Source organism: Mycobacterium sp. 1245499.0, assembly GCF_001673615.1.
Taxonomy (GTDB): Bacteria; Actinomycetota; Actinomycetes; order Mycobacteriales; family Mycobacteriaceae; genus Mycobacterium; species Mycobacterium europaeum_A.
Genome location: NZ_LZMG01000036.1, coordinates 1 through 13,729 on the forward strand (window position 1 = coordinate 1; position 13,729 = coordinate 13,729).

The 13,729-nt window shown below is 68.0% G+C and carries 13 protein-coding genes and 3 pseudogenes; 12 read left to right on the forward strand and 4 right to left on the reverse strand.

Annotated elements, in window-relative coordinates; all coding sequences use genetic code 11:
* From A5646_RS01490 to A5646_RS01515, 6 genes and pseudogenes are all read left to right on the forward strand, one after another.
* A pseudogene (locus A5646_RS01490) lies at positions 1-442 on the forward strand (mammalian cell entry protein); the annotation flags it as partial.
* Positions 442-1,881, forward strand: a complete 1,440-nt coding sequence (locus A5646_RS01495) for a virulence factor Mce family protein (protein ID WP_156748981.1) — start codon at positions 442-444, stop codon at positions 1,879-1,881. The pseudogene A5646_RS01490 and the gene A5646_RS01495, both read left to right, overlap by 1 nt.
* Complete coding sequence (locus tag A5646_RS01500) at positions 1,878-3,032, forward strand: virulence factor Mce family protein (protein WP_066881026.1); 1,155 nt, start codon at positions 1,878-1,880, stop codon at positions 3,030-3,032. The genes A5646_RS01495 and A5646_RS01500 overlap by 4 nt, the downstream gene beginning before the upstream one ends.
* Positions 3,033-3,045: 13 nt before the next feature.
* The gene (locus A5646_RS01505) at positions 3,046-4,773 is read left to right on the forward strand and encodes a virulence factor Mce family protein (RefSeq protein ID WP_066866227.1); all 1,728 of its coding nucleotides are present in this window, start codon (positions 3,046-3,048) and stop codon (positions 4,771-4,773) included.
* Positions 4,773-5,480 (forward strand): mammalian cell entry protein, encoded by a 708-nt coding sequence (locus A5646_RS01510; RefSeq protein ID WP_066866224.1) that lies wholly within the window; start codon positions 4,773-4,775, stop codon positions 5,478-5,480. The genes A5646_RS01505 and A5646_RS01510 overlap by 1 nt, the downstream gene beginning before the upstream one ends.
* On the forward strand, positions 5,480-5,971 hold the full coding sequence (locus A5646_RS01515) for a mammalian cell entry protein (RefSeq protein ID WP_066881022.1): 492 nt from the start codon (positions 5,480-5,482) through the stop codon (positions 5,969-5,971). The genes A5646_RS01510 and A5646_RS01515 overlap by 1 nt, the downstream gene beginning before the upstream one ends.
* 22 nt (positions 5,972-5,993) lie before the next feature.
* Here A5646_RS01515 and A5646_RS01520 read toward each other — a convergent pair whose 3' ends face one another.
* The 3 genes from A5646_RS01520 to A5646_RS28670 form a co-directional block, all read right to left on the reverse strand.
* Complete coding sequence (locus A5646_RS01520; RefSeq protein ID WP_066866221.1) at positions 5,994-6,572, reverse strand: hypothetical protein; 579 nt, start codon at positions 6,570-6,572, stop codon at positions 5,994-5,996.
* Between the two features lie 85 nt (positions 6,573-6,657).
* Positions 6,658-8,139, reverse strand: a complete 1,482-nt coding sequence (locus tag A5646_RS01525; protein WP_066866219.1) for a trehalose-6-phosphate synthase — start codon at positions 8,137-8,139, stop codon at positions 6,658-6,660.
* Positions 8,140-8,304, reverse strand: coding sequence for a hypothetical protein (locus A5646_RS28670; RefSeq protein ID WP_112632220.1), 165 nt, complete (start codon positions 8,302-8,304; stop codon positions 8,140-8,142).
* 134 nt (positions 8,305-8,438) lie between these two features.
* Here A5646_RS28670 and A5646_RS01530 point away from each other — a divergent pair, with 134 nt between their 5' ends.
* The 5 genes from A5646_RS01530 to A5646_RS01550 all read left to right on the forward strand — a co-directional run bounded on the left by A5646_RS01530 (position 8,439) and on the right by A5646_RS01550 (position 12,726).
* Positions 8,439-9,149: a phosphate ABC transporter ATP-binding protein gene (locus A5646_RS01530; RefSeq protein WP_067019380.1), complete on the forward strand. Its 711-nt coding sequence runs from the start codon at positions 8,439-8,441 to the stop codon at positions 9,147-9,149.
* The gene (gene fetB / locus A5646_RS01535) at positions 9,149-9,937 is read left to right on the forward strand and encodes an iron export ABC transporter permease subunit FetB (protein ID WP_066881020.1); all 789 of its coding nucleotides are present in this window, start codon (positions 9,149-9,151) and stop codon (positions 9,935-9,937) included. Before A5646_RS01530 ends, fetB begins: the two co-directional genes overlap by 1 nt.
* Before the next feature lie 109 nt (positions 9,938-10,046).
* Positions 10,047-10,982: an enoyl-CoA hydratase gene (locus A5646_RS01540; RefSeq protein WP_066866215.1), complete on the forward strand. Its 936-nt coding sequence runs from the start codon at positions 10,047-10,049 to the stop codon at positions 10,980-10,982.
* A 101-nt stretch (positions 10,983-11,083) separates the two neighbouring features.
* On the forward strand, positions 11,084-11,920 hold the full coding sequence (locus tag A5646_RS01545; RefSeq protein ID WP_066866213.1) for an SDR family oxidoreductase: 837 nt from the start codon (positions 11,084-11,086) through the stop codon (positions 11,918-11,920).
* 14 nt (positions 11,921-11,934) lie between these two features.
* Positions 11,935-12,726: an SDR family NAD(P)-dependent oxidoreductase gene (locus A5646_RS01550; RefSeq protein ID WP_067019379.1), complete on the forward strand. Its 792-nt coding sequence runs from the start codon at positions 11,935-11,937 to the stop codon at positions 12,724-12,726.
* A gap of 171 nt (positions 12,727-12,897) precedes the next feature.
* On the opposite strand, the pseudogene A5646_RS01555 reads toward A5646_RS01550, so the two are convergent.
* A pseudogene (locus tag A5646_RS01555) lies at positions 12,898-13,479 on the reverse strand (LytR C-terminal domain-containing protein); the annotation flags it as partial.
* Between the two features lie 15 nt (positions 13,480-13,494).
* Here A5646_RS01555 and A5646_RS01560 point away from each other — a divergent pair.
* Positions 13,495-13,729: pseudogene (locus A5646_RS01560) on the forward strand (LytR family transcriptional regulator); the annotation flags it as partial.

The following is a 13,729-nucleotide window of genomic DNA, read 5'->3' on the forward strand; positions in this document are numbered from 1 at the left end:
CCAGCGCGCCGAGCAGGTCAACAAGCTGGTCGACGACGGCAACGAGTTGTTCGCCGCCCTCGACGAACGCCGTGACTCCCTGGCCCAGCTGATCTCGGGGATCCAGGATCTCTCGACGCAGATTTCCGGTTTCGTCGCCGACAACCGCAAGGAGTTCGGTCCCGCGCTGGGCAAGCTCAACGACGTGCTGTCCAACCTCAACGAGCGCCGCGACTACATCACCGAGGCGCTCAAGCGGTTGCCGACTTACGCCACCGAGCTGGGTGAGGTCGTCGGTTCGGGTCCCGGATTCAACGTCAACGTCTACGGCGTGATCCCGGCGCCACTGCTCGCCACCATGTTCGACTTCTTCTACCAGCCCGGCAAGATGCCTGCCAGCCTCGCCGACTACCTGCGCGGCCTGATTCAGGAACGCTGGACGATCAGGCCGAAAGCGCCGTGATGCAGCGGATCATCCGTAGCCGGGGGCTGCGCTACGCCACCATCATCGCGCTGGTCGCGGTGCTGGTGGGTGGCGTGTATGTGCTGTCGTCGCAGGAGAAGAACCGCAAGATCATCGGCTACTTCACCTCTGCCGTCGGCCTGTATCCCGGCGATCAGGTGCGCATCCTCGGTGTCCCGGTCGGGACCATCGACACGATCGAGCCGCGGCCCTCCGACGTCAAGATCACCATGGCCGTCTCCAAGGACGTGAAGGTCCCCAAGGACGCCAAGGCGATCATCATGTCGCCAAACCTGGTGGCCGCCAGGTTCATTCAGTTGACGCCGGCGTACACCGGCGGGGCCGAGATGGCCGATGGCGCCAGCATCGGCCTGGGCCGCACCGCCGTCCCGGTGGAATGGGACGAGGTCAAGGAGTCGCTGACCCAGCTGGCCGTCCAGCTCGGTCCGACGGCCGGATCCCTGCAGGGACCGTTGGGCTCGGCGATCAACCAGGCCGCGGACACCTTCGACGGCAAGGGCCAGTCGTTCCACAACGCCCTGCGCGAGCTCTCGCAAGCCGCTGGGCGCCTTGGGGATTCGCGCGGCGACATCTTCGGCACGGTGAAAAACCTGCAGGTGCTCGTCAACGCGCTCTCGTCCAGTAACGAGCAGATCGTTCAGTTCGCCGGCAACGTCGCCTCGGTGTCTCAGGTGCTCGCCGACAGCTCGCGCCACCTCGACACCACCCTGGGCACCCTGAACAAGGCGCTGTCGGACATCCGGGGCTTCCTGCACGAGAACAACTCCACGATCGTCGATACGGTCAACAACCTCAACGATTTCGCGAAGACGTTGAGCGACCAGAGTGACAACATCGAGCAGGTGTTGCACGTGGCGGGCCCGGGTATCGCCAACTTCTACAACATCTACGACCCCGCGCAGGGCACCCTCAACGGCCTGCTGTCGATACCGGAATTCGCCAACCCCGTGCAGTTCATCTGCGGTGGCTCCTTCGAGACCGCCGCCGGGCCCAGGGCGCCCGACTACTTCAAGCGCGCCGAGCTCTGCCGTGAGCGGCTCGGTCCGGTGCTGCGCCGGCTCACCGTGAACTACCCGCCGCTGATGTTCCACCCGCTCAACACGATTACGGCGTACAAGGGCCAGATCATCTACGACACCCCCGAGACCCAGGCCAAGTCGGCGACGCCGGTGCCGCAGCTGACCTGGATTCCGGCCAAGGGCACCCAGACGCCGCCGGACGCCCAGAACCCGGCGGACCTGCAGGCCCTGCTGGTCCCGACGGCCCCGCAGGCCGCTCCCGCGCCGGGCCAGCCGGCGCCGCCCGGTGCCGCTCCAGCTCCTGGCCCCGCCGCCGGAAGCGCCTTCGGTCCGCTGCCGGGCCCGCCTCCGGGCCAGGCGCCCAACGGGCCGGCGGCCGGCTTGGGTGGTGGCGGATGAACCGGATGTGGTTGCGCGCAGGCGGATTGGCGACGGGCAGCGTGCTGCTGGCCGGCTGCCAATTCAGCGGGCTGAACTCGCTGGCGATGCCGGGCACCGCCGGCCACGGCAGCGGCGCCTATTCGATCACCGTCGAGCTGCCCGACGTGGCGACCCTGCCGCAGAACTCTCCGGTCATGGTGGACGACGTCACCGTCGGCAGCGTCGCCGGCATCGCGGCCGAACAGCGGGCCGACGGATCGTTCTATGCCGCAGTCAAATTGGCGCTGGACAAAAACGTGGTGCTGCCCGCAAACTCGACCGCGACGGTCGCCCAGACATCGCTGCTCGGTTCGATGCACATCGACTTGGCGCGTCCCAAGGACAAGCCGGCCGTTGGCAAGCTCAAGGACGGGTCGAAGATCGCGGAGGCCAACACCGGCCGCTATCCCACCACCGAAGAGGTGCTCTCGGCGCTGGGCGTGGTGGTGAACAAGGGAAACGTCGGTGCGCTGGAAGAGATCACCGACGAGACCTACCGGGCCGTCGCCGGCCGGCAGGACCAGTTCGTCGACCTGGTCCCCAGGCTCGCGGAACTGACCTCGGGGCTCAACCGCCAGGTCAACGACATCATCGAAGCGGTCGACGGGTTGAACCGATTCTCGGCCAACCTGGCGCACGATAAGGACAACCTGGGCCGGGCGCTCGACACGCTGCCCGAGGCCATTCGCGTGCTCAACAAGAACCGCGATCACATCGTCGAGGCGTTTAGCGCGCTGCACAAACTGGCGAACGTCACCTCCCACATCCTGGCTAAGACCAAGGTGGACTTCGCCGCCGACATGAAGGACCTGTACTCGGTCGTCAAGGCGCTCAACGACAACCGGAAAAACCTGGTCACCTCGCTGCAGATCCTGCTGACGTTCCCGTTCCCCAACTACGGCATCAAGCAGGCCGTGCGCGGTGACTACCTCAACGTGTTCACCACCTTCGACCTCACCCTGCGCCGGCTGGGCGAAACGTTCTTCACCACGGCGTATTTCGACCCGAACATGGCCCACATGAACGAGATCCTCAATCCGCCCGACTTCTTGACCGGCGAACTGGCCAACCTGTCCGGACAGGCCGCGGACCCGTTCAAGATTCCGCCCGGCACGGCTTCGGGACACTAGGGGGCGGGCGCAGATGCACGACAGACTGACCAAGATCCAGCTGGTGATTTTCGCGGTGATCACCGTCATCACCTTGACCGTGATGGCGATCTTCTACCTGCGGTTGCCCGCGACGTTCGGCATCGGAACCTACGGAGTGAGCGCCGATTTCGTTGCCGGGGGCGGCCTGTACAAGAACGCCAACGTCACCTACCGCGGCGTGGCCGTCGGCCGGGTCGAGTCGGTGGGGCTGAGCCCCAACGGCGTCATCGCCGACATGCGGCTGAACAGCGGGACCGCCATCCCGTCGAACGTCACCGCGACCGTCAAAAGTGTGTCCGCCGTGGGCGAGCAGTACATCGACTTGGTGCCGCCCAGTTCACCGGCATTGAGCAAGCTGGTCAACGGTTCTCGCATCGAGCGCAAGAACACCCGGATCGGCCAGGACGTCGCCGACCTGCTGAAGCGCTCCGAGACCTTGGTCAACAGCCTGGGCGATACCCGGTTGCGTGAGCTGCTGCACGAGACGTTCGTCGCCGCCAACGGATCGGGTCCCGAGATGGCCCGGCTGTTCGAGTCCGCCAGGCTGCTGGTGGACGAGGCCAACGCAAACTATCCGCAAGTCTCGCAGTTGATCGACCAGGCCGGCCCGTTCCTGCAGGCGCAGATCCGCGCCGGCGCGGACATCAAGTCGCTGTCCGACGGGCTGGCGCGGTTCACCTCCGAGGTGCGTCAGGCCGACCCGCAGTTGCGCGACACGCTGGCGACCGCCCCCGGCGCCACCGACGAGGCGAGCACCGCGTTCTCCGGCATCCGTCCCTCTTTCCCGGCGCTGGCCGCCAGCCTGGCCAACCTGGGCCGGGTGGGCGTGATCTACCACAAGTCGATCGAGCAGCTGCTGGTGGTCCTGCCGGCGCTGTTCGCCGCGATCATCACGATGGCGGGTGGTCCCCCCATCGACGAGGGTGGAAAGCTGGACTTCAAGCTCGACCTCAACGACCCGCCGCCATGCGCTGTCGGCTTCCTGCCGCCGCCGTTGATGCGCACCCCGGCCGACGAGACGGTGCGCGAGCTGCCGAAGGACATGTACTGCAAGACCGCGCAAAACGATCCCAGCACCGTGCGTGGCGCCCGCAACTACCCGTGCCAGGAATTCCCCGGCAAACGCGCACCGACCATCCAGCTCTGTCGCGACCCGAAGGGCTACGTGCCGATCGGCCGCAACCCGTGGCGCGGTCCGCCGGTGCCCTACGACACCCCGGTGACCAACGGGCTGAACGTGTTGCCGCCCAACAAGTTCCCGTACATCCCGCCGGGCGCTGAGCCCGATCCGGGAACACCCATCGTCGGGCCGCCGCCGCCGGGTGTGGTGCCCGGCCCGGGTCCGTTGCCCAACAAGCAGCCGGCCTTCGCTCCGCCGCCGCCCAACGACAACGGGCCGCCACCGCCGTTCACGTCCTGGCAGCCGCCCGGGGTGCCGCCGGTGCCGCCGCAGCTTCCGTACCCGAAGTGGCTGCCCCCGCCGCCCGCGCCGGAGGGCATCAGCCCGCCGCCGGCGGGCCCGGGACCGGAGAAGCCGTGGGGCCCGCCGCCCGGTGGGCAACCCCAGGCCAGCGGGCCGCCGGCATACGCGACCTACGACGAGAAGACCGGCGCGTTTGTCGATCCGGCCGGTGGCACTGGTATCTTCGCGGCCGGCGCCACCGGTACCTCCGGCGCCGAGAACTGGGTGGACCTCATGCTTGATCCAAGGCCGATGTAATGGACACTGCCGTGGCAGACGAACAAACGAACAAACCACGGGTGCGCCGTCGGGCCTCCCGCGCGGCGGGTCCGGCCAAGGGTGATTCGGCCCAGGACGTAACGGTCCACACCGACGTTGCGCCCGCGGCGAAGCCGACGCCCAAACCCGTCAAGGCCCTCAAGTCCATCAAGCCGCCACCGCGCCGGCAGCCGCACCGTGCCCTGGTGGCGTGGATCTCGTTCGCGGCCGCACTGCTGGCGGTCGGTGTGCTGGCCGGTTGTGTGGCGGCGCTGCTCGTTTCGCAGCGCCACGCCACCACGGCGCAGGCGCGCGATCAGCGTTTCGTCGACACCGCCACGCAGACGGTGGTCAACATGTTCAGCTACAAGCAGGACAACATCGACGAAAGCGTGAACCGGTTCATCAACGGCACCAGCGGCCCGCTGCGCGGCATGCTCGGCGCCAACAACAACGCCGAAAACCTCAAGGCGCTCTTCCGCTCCACCAATGCGACATCGGAAGCCGTCGTCAACGGGGCCGCACTGGAAGGCGTTGACGCCGTTACCAATAACGCGTCGGTGCTGGTGTCGGTGCGCGTCACGGTCGCCGACATCGACGGCGTCAACAAGCCGTCCATGCCCTACCGCCTACGTGTCATCGTCCACGAAGACGACGCCGGCAAGATGAGCGGCTACGACCTGAAGTATCCCGACGGAGGCAATTGATGCGATGGCGGCGTTGGCTGCTGGTCGTCGCGGGTTACCTCCTGGCCGCGGCGTTCGTCGGGTTGTCCGCGGTGGCCGGCTGGATGTACTGGGACAGGGTGCAGACGCGCGGCGAGCAGGCGGCGCGGGCGGTGTTGCCCGGCCTGGCGGCCAAGGAGATTCCGGAGGTCTTCGCCTACGACTACCAGACGGTCGAACGGAGCCTGTCGGCGGCGTATCCGCTGCTGACCCCGGACTATCGCGCGGAGTTCCAGAAGAGCGCCAACAACCAGATCATCCCCGAGGCCAAGAAGCGCGAAGTGGTGGTGCAGGCCAATGTCGTTGGCGTGGGGGTGATGTCGGCCAAACGGGAATCGGCATCGGTGATGGTCTTCATGAACCGCACCGTGACCGACAAGTCACGCCAGCCGCTGTATGACGGCAGCCGGCTGCGGGTGGACTTCAAAAAGGTCGGCAAGCAGTGGCTGATCGCCTACATCACGCCGATCTAGCCCTGCCGGCAACCGGTCAACGTCAGTAGCACATCGCAATGCCGTTGCAGTACAACGGGTAACGCTGCACCGGGCTGGGCGGCGGTCCGATCAGCGACAGCGAGAACGGTTGCTTCTTCATCTCCGGCTCCATGCCGCACACGGGTCCGTGCATGGTGGTGTGGGTGCCGCTCATCGTTTCGTCGCTGAACGCGAAGGTTTCGGTGGACGGCGCGGTGCCGCCGCCGGGGCAGGACACGCCGTTGTCCTTGGTGACTTGGAAAGTCCACAGCATGCTCGACATTCGGGCGCGGCCGCTGAAGTTCTGCAGCTTGTCCGCCGCGCTGATCTTCTCATCGGTAAAGCTCACGACGTTGAGCGCGCACTGCATCGCGAACACGATCGGATCGGAGTAATCGTTCATGTTGCGGGTGCCGGACGGCTGATCGCATATCGCCGTGACAGTCCATGTAACCCCGGACACGCCAGCCTCGTTGAACGAATAGTTGCCGTCCGCCGGTGGTCCGAGCGCCTTGGCCGGTTCACCGGACTGCAGCGCGATTCCCACCGCGACCGCCGTGAAGATACCGGCACCGGCCGCCATTCCGTGACGGAGCTTCATGTGATGCCCCTCCTTCGCGTGCGACCCTCGCACCTGAGTATCACAGCGTTCGGGCGGCAACACCATGGGGTCTTGCGGATGCGCCCTAATCGGCGCCGCCGGGCCGGGATTCGGCGAGCGCATCGAGGAACGACCGCGCCCACCGGTCGACGTCATGAGCCAGCACCTGGCGGCGCAGTGACCGCATCCGGCGGCGTCCCTCTTCGTCGGATTGGTGGAGCGCGGCCTCGATCGAATCCTTCACGCCCTCGAGGTCGTGCGGATTGACCAGATACGCCTGGCGCAATTCGGCGGCGGCACCGGTGAATTCGGAGAGCACGAGCGCGCCGCCGAGATCGCTGCGGCAGGCGACATACTCCTTGGCGACCAGATTCATCCCGTCGCGCAGCGGGGTGACCAGCATGACGTCGGCGGCCACGAAGAACGCGATGAGTTCGTCGCGCGGGACCGGCCGGTGCAGGTAGTGCACCACGGGGTGCCCGACTTCGCCGTACTCGCCGTTGATGTGGCCGACCTGACGCTCGATGTCGTTGCGCAACTGCTGGTAGCTGTCCACCCGTTCGCGGCTCGGTGTCGCCAGCTGGACCAGCACGGTGTCGTCGCGCTTGGCGCGGCCCTCCGCGAGCAGCTCCGAAAAGGCTTTCAGGCGAACGTCGATGCCCTTGGTGTAGTCGAGCCGGTCGACGCCCAGCAGCACCTTGCGCGGGTTGCCCAGCTCGGCCCGGAGCTCCCGGGCGCGGCGCTTGATGTCGCGGTGGCGGGCCGCCTGGTCCAGCGCGGTGGAGTCGATGGAGATGGGGAAGGCGCCCACCCGAACGACGCGGGAGTCCAGTTCCACCTCGCCGTAGCGCGACCGCACCCCCACCGCCCCGCGCGAGGTGTTGGCCCCGATCAGCCGCCGGGCCAAGAACAGGAAGTTCTGCGCGCCGCCGGCCAGATGGAACCCGACCAGGTCGGCGCCGAGCAGGCCCTCGACGATCTCGGTCCGCCACGGCATCTGCATGAACAGCTCGACCGGCGGGAAGGGGATGTGCAGGAAGAAACCGATGATCAGGTCGGGCCGCAGTTCGCGCAGCATCTTCGGCACCAGCTGCAGCTGGTAGTCCTGCACCCAGACCGTCGCGCCTTTTGCCGCGGCACGGGAGGTGGCTTCGGCGAAGCGGCGATTGACGTCGACGTAGCGCTCCCACCATTCGCGATGGTACATCGGTTTGACGATGACGTCGTGATACAGCGGCCACAGCGTGGCGTTCGAGAAACCCTCGTAGTATTCGGCGACGTCGGCCGCGCTCAGCCTGACCGGCCGGAGCTCCAGATCTTCCTGGACGATCGGTTCGTCATCGTGGTCGGTGTCCTCGTCGACGATCCCGGCCCAGCCGACCCACGCCCCACGCCGGCGGCGCAGCAGCGGCTCGAGGGCGGTGACCAATCCTCCGGGGCTGCGTTTCCACGCCGTGGTGCCATCGGGAAGCCGCTCCTGGTCCACCGGCAACCGGTTGGCGACTACGACGAAGTCGGAGTTGCCGTACTTGGCCGCCGTTGCGCTTCGCCCACCCCCGGGAGACATTTATGCGTCGAGTTTCGAAGGCCCAATACCCAGCATGGACAGGAATACCCGGCACTCGTCGGCGTCGGTGGCGTACGCCGCGACGACCCGCCTGGCCTGGCTGGCGGTGCTGTCGGCCACAGGTTCCACGTCGCCGATTTCGCCAGGATCAGATTTAGTAGGCATGACTTAACTGTAGGCGACGCCGCTGACCGGTCGCAGCCCGTCTCACCAGCTAACGGGCTCTGACGGCGTTTACGGCCGGTTCGCAGGTGTTCGCCGCGCCGCTCGCGAAGACGCGATGGACGGCGGCCGCGGTGATGCAGGATAAGCGGGTGGTCGATCAGGACGCCGATAACGACGTGATGTTCGAGTTCCTCGACGTCGTCGTCGAACGCCAGGGCGTGCGCGCCCTGGACGGGCTGACCGCCGCCATCCCGGCGCACGGCGTGACGGCCGTGTTCGGCCCGTCCGGCTCGGGCAAATCGACGCTGCTGCGGTTGTGCAACCGGCTGGAGCTGCCGACGAGCGGGCGGGTGTCGTTCTACGGCTCGGACATCGCCGCGCTCGACCCGCTGTGGCTGCGGCGCCGGGTGGGCATGTGCTTCCAGCGTCCGACGCCGTTTCCCGGCACCGTCGCCGACAACCTGCGCGCGGCCGATCCGGACGCGCCCGATGCGCGGATGCGCGAGACGCTGGCCCGGGTCGCGTTGAGCGGATCGTGGCTGGACCGCGACGTGGCCGGGCTCTCGGGTGGGGAGGCGCAACGCGTGTGTCTGGCCCGCACCTTGATGGCCGGACCGCAGGTGCTGCTGCTGGACGAACCGACCTCCGCCGTCGACACGGAGGCGGCCGAGGTCATCGAGCGTGCGGTGCGTGAGTTGGCCGCCGACGGCACCCCGGCCCTGTGGGTCACCCACAACGCGGCGCAGGTGGCCAGGGCCGCCGACCGGGTCCTGCGCCTGGAGTCCGGCCGCAGCCAGGGGCTGGGCCCGGTCGCATCCCGCCCGGGCGACGGCTCGGTGGCGTGATGAACGGCCAAGTCGGCTGGCTGGGCCTGGCGACGTCGCTGATCCTGGTGGCGTTCGCGGCCGGGATCTCGCTGTGGCGGCGGTTGGGGCTGGAGCGGCAACTGCTGTGGGCCGCGGTGCGCGCACTGGTGCAGTTGCTGCTCGTGGGCGGTGCGCTCACGCTGCTGTTCGAGCCGGGCAGGTCGCTGTGGTGGTCGTGGGCGTGGGTCGCCGGGATGGTGGCGTACGCCGGGGATGTCGCGCGCCGTAGGGCGCCGGAGGTGCCGCGGTTCGCGCCGCTGGCCGTGGCCGCGTTCGCCGGCGCGGCGGTGGTGACGCTGGGGGTGATCTTCGGCCTGCGGGTGTTCCCGTTGCAGGGGCGGACCCTGGTCCCGGTCGCCGGGATGATGATCGGCAACTCGATGACCGCCATGGTGCTGGTGGCGCGGCGGCTCGTCGACGAGTTGCGCGACAAACGCGACGAGGTCGAGGCCCGCCTGGCGCTGGGCCAGCCCTGCGGGCAGGCCGCGTCGCCGTACCTGCGAATCGCCTTGCGCTCGGCGATATCTCCGCAGATCGAGACCACCAAAGCCACCGGCCTGGTGTTCCTGCCGGGCGCCATGACCGGCCTCATTCTGGCCGGGGTGCCGCCGTTGCAGGCGGTGCTGGTGCAGGCCGTGGTGATGTTCTTGATCCTGGGCTCGGTCGCGGCCACCACGGTGGTCGTCGGGATGGGCATCGTGCGGCTGGTGTTCACCCGCGACCACCGGCTGCTGCCGCTGGCGCGGCGGCCCGAGAGCGCCCGATGAGAACCATGCTCTGCGGCGCCCGCCACCCCATCACCCCAGCGCGGGCCCGGTTACACACTGGCCGTAATCTGTAAACAAGGCCAATTCAACGACGAACGAGGTGGGCTCAATGACAGTCTCCGAGCAAGCCGACGCCGGGGCGGCCGACGCCAACGTCCCGGAGCTGGTGGCCTACGAAACCCTCGATGAGGGCCGCATCGCCCGGATCTGGCTGAACCGGCCCGATGCCCACAACGCGCAGAGTCGCGGCCTGCTGGTCCAGCTCGACGAGGCGTTCGGCCGCGCCGAGGCCGACGACACGGTTCGCGTGGTGATCCTGGCGGCCCGAGGCAGGAACTTCTCCGCCGGCCACGACCTGGGTTCCGAGCAGGCACTGGCCGAGCGCGCGCCGGGGCCGGGGCAGCACCCGAGCTTCCGCTCGCGCGGGGCCACCCTCGAGCCGATCATGGAGAAGCTGTACCACCAGGAGTGGCACTATTTCTTCGAAAACACTTGCCGCTGGCGGGATCTGCGAAAGATCACCATCGCCCAGGTTCAGGGCAACGCGATCTCGGCCGGTTTGATGCTGATCTGGGCGTGCGATCTGATCGTCGCGGCCGACAACGCGAAGTTCAGCGACGTCGTCGCTGTCCGGCTGGGTATGCCTGGTGTCGAATATTACGCCCACCCTTGGGAGTTCGGCCCGCGCAAGGCCAAAGAGCTGCTGCTGACCGGTGATTCGATCGACGCGGACGAGGCACACCGGCTGGGCATGGTCTCGAAGGTCTTCCCGGTCGACGAATTAGAGGAAAAAACACTGGCTTTCGCGCGACGCATCGCCGAGCGGCCCACGATGGCGTCGTTGCTCATCAAGGATTCGGTCAATGCCGCCTCCGACGCGATGGGCTACACCGAGGCGCTGCGGCACGCGTTCCACGTGCACCTGTTGGGGCATGCCCACTGGGCGGCGTTCAACGAGAACCGGTGGCCGGTTGGTCAACCGCCGCACGTCGAGGATTGGCGTGACGCGAAGCCGACGAAGGTGGCCCGCCGCGATACGCCGTAGCGTCGCGCCGCCGAGCCGTAACGAGACCGGGGGTAGCGATATTCACCCCGAGGGGACATGCTTCTATAGCTAGAACCTGTTCCAGTTCGAGAGGGCCTCGCGTGCAGCTATCTTTCCAAGACCGGACGTATCTGATCACCGGCGGCGGCAGCGGAATCGGCAAGGGCGTGGCCGCAGGCCTGGTTTCGGCCGGGGCCTCCGTGATGATCGTCGGCCGCAACCCGGACCGGCTGGCGGGCGCCGTCGAGGAAATCGAGCCGCTGGCCGCCGACGGCGGCGCCATCCGCTACGAGCCCACCGACGTCACCAACGAGGACGAGGTGGCCCGCGCGGTCGACGCCGCCACGGCGTGGCACGGTCGGCTGCACGGGGCGGTGCACTGCGCCGGTGGCTCGCTGACCGTCGGGCCGATCACCCACACCGACTCCGAGGCGTGGCGAAACACCGTCGACCTCAACGTCAACGGCACCATGTACGTGCTCAAGCACGTCGGGCGCGAATTGGTGCGCGGTGGCGGCGGCTCGTTCATCGGGATCTCCTCGATCGCGGCCAGCAACACCCACCGCTGGTTCGGGCCCTACGGGGTGACCAAGTCGGCCATCGACCACATGATGATGCTGGCCGCCGACGAACTCGGAGAGTCGTGGGTGCGGGTCAACAGCATCCGCCCCGGCCTGATCCGCACCGATCTTGTTGACGCAAGCGTGATTCAGTCGCCGGAGATCAGCGCGGACTACGCGCTGTGCACGCCGCTGCCGCGGGTGGGCGAGGTCGAAGACGTCGCCAACCTGGCGATGTTCCTGCTCAGCGACGCGGCCGCCTGGATCACCGGCCAGTGCATCAACGTCGACGGCGGCCACATCTTGCGCCGCGGCCCCGACTACTCCTCGATGATGGTGCAGATGTTCGGCCAGGACGCGCTGCGCGGAGTGGTCTGAGCCGGGAGAATCGCATGAAAAGGCTTGAGGGCAAGAGGATCCTGGTGACCGGCGCCGCGTCGGGCATCGGGCAGGCCACCGCGCTGCGCTTGCTGGACGAGGGCGCCGCCGTCGCGGCCTCCGACGTCGCCGCCGACGGCCTGGACAACACCCGGGCGCGGGCCGACGAGGCCGGCACCGCCGACCGGCTGACCACCCTGCCGATGGACGTGGGCAGCGAGGAGTCCGTGACCGACGGGGTGCGCGTGGCCGTCGAGCAGCTGGGTGGCCTCGACTCGCTCGTCAACGCCGCGGGCATCCTGCGGGCCGCGCACACCCACGAAACCAGCCTCGAGCTGTGGAATCGGATCGTCGGCGTGAACCTGACCGGGACCTTCCTGGTGGTCCGCGAAGCGCTGCCGTCCCTGCTGGCCAACTCCCGCAGCGCGGTCGTCAACTTCAGCTCCACGTCGGCCTCGTTCGCCCACCCCTACATGGCCGCCTACGCCGCGAGCAAGGGCGGCATCCAGGCCTTCACCCACTCGCTGGCGCTGGAATACGCGCGCGACGGCCTGCGCGCGGTATGCGTGGCGCCGGGCAGCATCAAGTCCGGAATCACCGACGCCACCGGCGGATATATCCCCAAAGACGCTGACTGGTCGCTGTTTTCGAGGCTGATGCCGGTGCTGCCCACCTCCGTCGAATCCAGCGGCACCGGGATGGCCGAGCCCACGGCCGTCGCCGGGGTGATCGCCATGCTGGTGTCCGACGACGGCGCGTTCATCACCGGCACCGAGATCCGCATCGATGGCGGCACGCATGCGTGATGGCGGCGACCCGCCGCGCCCGGCTCCGCCGCGCTTGCGATCACCGCGCAGCCTGATGGCGGCGACCCGCCGCGCCCGGCTCCGCCGCGCTTGCGATCACCGCGCAGCCTGATGGCGGCGACCCGTCGCGCCCGGCTCCGCCGCGCTTGCGATCACCGCGCAGCGTGATGGCTAGTTGACGCAGGGCACGCCGCCGCCATCGATCGGCTTGCCCTGATCGGGCGTCGGGTAGGTCGTGGTCGTGCCGTTGTAGTAGTAGCTCTTGGCCTTGGTCGACGTGGTGCTCGAGCTGGTGCTCGTGGTGTCGTCCATCTGCGTCTCGTCGGGGGTGGGCATCGTGAAATTGGTGTCCACGGTCAGGCGGATGTGTCCGGGCTGCACCCTGGGGCTGGGCTGCTTCGGCGCGTCCACGCCGAGCAGGTTGGCCAGGTTGAGCGCATCGGTTTGCGCGCCGGCGCCGTACTCGACCGTCGTGGAGGTCGGGTCGCCGGATTCGCGGTCGCGGACCTGACCCGGGGTGTAGCCCTTCTTTTTCAGCGCGCGGGATACCTCGGTGGCCAGACCGCTCATGCTGCCGGCGTTGACCACGTCGACGACCGTGGTGGGATCCGGTTTCACGGCGGTGGTGCTCGGCGCGGTCGTCGTCGTGTCGGCCCCGATCGCCGCCGCCACCTCCGCCTTGATCGCCGCCGGGTCGACGATGTTGACGTCCTGGCCGTCGATGTTGTCGTAACGCACCACCGGCAGCAGGCGTTCATCTCGTCGGTCATGCAGGAGCTGCAGGCCGCGGGCACGTTCACCAACATCGACAAGCTCAAGAACCTGATGGCGGTGGCGCGCAAGGACGTGGTGCTCTCGGCGGGGTGGAGCGAAGACATGATCCAGCGCCTGGGCGGGCTGGCCGGTGGCAACGTCGAGTTCCGGACGCTGCCGGTGGTGCGTTACGACAACATCGACGGCCAGGACGTCAACATCGTCGACCCGGCGGCGATCAAGGCGGAGG

Bases quoted from the DNA above. Each gene is read 5' to 3' on its own strand.
- A5646_RS01495 (WP_156748981.1), top strand. From the start codon at position 442: ATGCAGCGGATCATCCGTAGCCGGGGGCTGCGCTACGCCACCATCATC.
- A5646_RS01500 (WP_066881026.1), top strand. From the start codon at position 1,878: ATGAACCGGATGTGGTTGCGCGCAGGCGGATTGGCGACGGGCAGCGTG.
- A5646_RS01505 (WP_066866227.1), top strand. From the start codon at position 3,046: ATGCACGACAGACTGACCAAGATCCAGCTGGTGATTTTCGCGGTGATC.
- A5646_RS01510 (WP_066866224.1), top strand. From the start codon at position 4,773: ATGGACACTGCCGTGGCAGACGAACAAACGAACAAACCACGGGTGCGC.
- A5646_RS01515 (WP_066881022.1), top strand. From the start codon at position 5,480: ATGCGATGGCGGCGTTGGCTGCTGGTCGTCGCGGGTTACCTCCTGGCC.
- A5646_RS01520 (WP_066866221.1), bottom strand. From the start codon at position 6,572: ATGAAGCTCCGTCACGGAATGGCGGCCGGTGCCGGTATCTTCACGGCG.
- A5646_RS01525 (WP_066866219.1), bottom strand. From the start codon at position 8,139: ATGTCTCCCGGGGGTGGGCGAAGCGCAACGGCGGCCAAGTACGGCAAC.
- A5646_RS28670 (WP_112632220.1), bottom strand. From the start codon at position 8,304: ATGCCTACTAAATCTGATCCTGGCGAAATCGGCGACGTGGAACCTGTG.
- A5646_RS01530 (WP_067019380.1), top strand. From the start codon at position 8,439: ATGCAGGATAAGCGGGTGGTCGATCAGGACGCCGATAACGACGTGATG.
- fetB (WP_066881020.1), top strand. From the start codon at position 9,149: ATGAACGGCCAAGTCGGCTGGCTGGGCCTGGCGACGTCGCTGATCCTG.
- A5646_RS01540 (WP_066866215.1), top strand. From the start codon at position 10,047: ATGACAGTCTCCGAGCAAGCCGACGCCGGGGCGGCCGACGCCAACGTC.
- A5646_RS01550 (WP_067019379.1), top strand. From the start codon at position 11,935: ATGAAAAGGCTTGAGGGCAAGAGGATCCTGGTGACCGGCGCCGCGTCG.